Source organism: Microbacterium alkaliflavum (assembly GCF_044325405.1).
GTDB lineage: Bacteria > Actinomycetota > Actinomycetes > Actinomycetales > Microbacteriaceae > Microbacterium > Microbacterium alkaliflavum.
The window spans coordinates 1-1,439 of record NZ_JBIQWL010000029.1; the positions used below are offsets into that span (position 1 = coordinate 1).

At 66.8% G+C, this 1,439-nt stretch carries 1 protein-coding gene; it reads left to right on the plus strand.

Features of this window, described 5'->3' with window-relative positions; genetic code table 11:
* Positions 1 to 116 precede the first annotated feature (116 nt).
* Positions 117 to 1,385: an IS256 family transposase gene (locus ACH3VR_RS23305; protein ID WP_397558733.1), complete on the plus strand. Its 1,269-nt coding sequence runs from the start codon at positions 117 to 119 to the stop codon at positions 1,383 to 1,385.
* The last annotated feature ends 54 nt before the right edge of the window (positions 1,386 to 1,439 follow it).

The window sequence follows — 1,439 nt, forward strand, 5'->3', positions numbered from 1 at the left end:
GGGTGAGTCCCATAGCGTGGTGTCAATTCCTGCGGGGCTCTCGTCGTCGCTGACGATGAAGGGCCACCGTGGGATGACCAGTTGTTTCCGGCAAGAAGCAAAGCAGAGACCCCACGATGACCCAGTACCAGTCTGCCCTGACGTCCCTCATCGGCGAAGTCCTCGCCGACCCCGAACTCGCCCACTCCGATGTGTTCCGCCGGATGCTGCAGGCCGGCCTGCAGGACCTTGTCAACGCGGAAGCGACCGTGAAGATCGGCGCCGCCCGTTACGAACGCACCTCGGAACGCACCACCCGCCGCAACGGCACCCGCTCGAAGCTGCTCGCCACTCCGGCCGGGGAGGTCGACCTGCAGATCCCGAAGCTGCGAGAGGGGTCGTTCTTCCCGTCGCTGCTGCACCCGCGACGGCGAGTCGACAAAGCGCTCTACGCGGTGATCTGCCAGGCCTGGATCGACGGGGTATCCACCCGCAAGGTCGAGCAGCTCGTCCGCGCTCTCGGCAACGACACCGGCATCTCGAGGTCGACGGTGTCTCGGATCTGCTCCGAGATCGACGAGGCGGTGCAGGAATTCCTGCATCGGCGGATCGATCACACCTGGTTCCCGTACCTGTTCCTCGACGCCACCTACCTCGACGTCCGCCACCGCGGCCGGGTCGTCTCCCAAGCCCTCGTCGTCGCGACCGGCGTCAGTGGCGAGGGCCGGCGGGAGATCCTCGGGATGGCGCTGGGCGACGCGGAGACCACCGACTTCTGGACCGAGTTCCTCCGCTCCCTCCGCGACCGGGGACTGAAGGTCGCCACCGACGCCGACCCGCTCGGCGTCGCCCTGGTCACCAGTGACGCGCACGCCGGCCTGAAGGCCGCGGTCAAGGCGATCCTGCCCGGAGCGGGATGGCAAAGATGCCGGGTCCACTTCGCCCGCAACGTCACCCAGAAGATCGGCTCAGCACGGTCCAAGCCCGTCAACGCACTGATCTCCACGATCTTCGCGCAAACCACCCCCGAAGCGGTCCTCGCCCAATACAACGCCGTCACCGACAGTCTCCGCGGCTCGTTCCCCGAGATCGCGACGATGCTCGAGGCCGCCGAAGCCGACCTCACCGGATTCGCACCGCTACCCCGCGAGCACTGGCAGAAAGTCTGGTCGAACAACCCCATTGAGCGGCTCAACCGCGAGATCAAACGCCGCGCCGACGTCGTCCAGATCTTCCCCGACCGCGACAGCGTGACCCGCCTCATCGGCGCCGTCCTCCAGGAGCAGCACGAGGAATGGTCCTACGGCGAACGCCGCTACTTCTCCGAAACCTCCATGCGCAAACTCGCCCACACCCTCCACGACCACGCCGAGCCCGCACGTCCCGAGCTCTACCTCACCGCCTGACCACCACCCACCCTCAGGAAGCAACGGAATGACACCACGCCACGGGACTTGACC

Excerpts from the sequence above, each read along its gene's own strand:
- ACH3VR_RS23305 (WP_397558733.1), top strand. The coding sequence starts at position 117 with ATGACCCAGTACCAGTCTGCCCTGACGTCCCTCATCGGCGAAGTCCTC.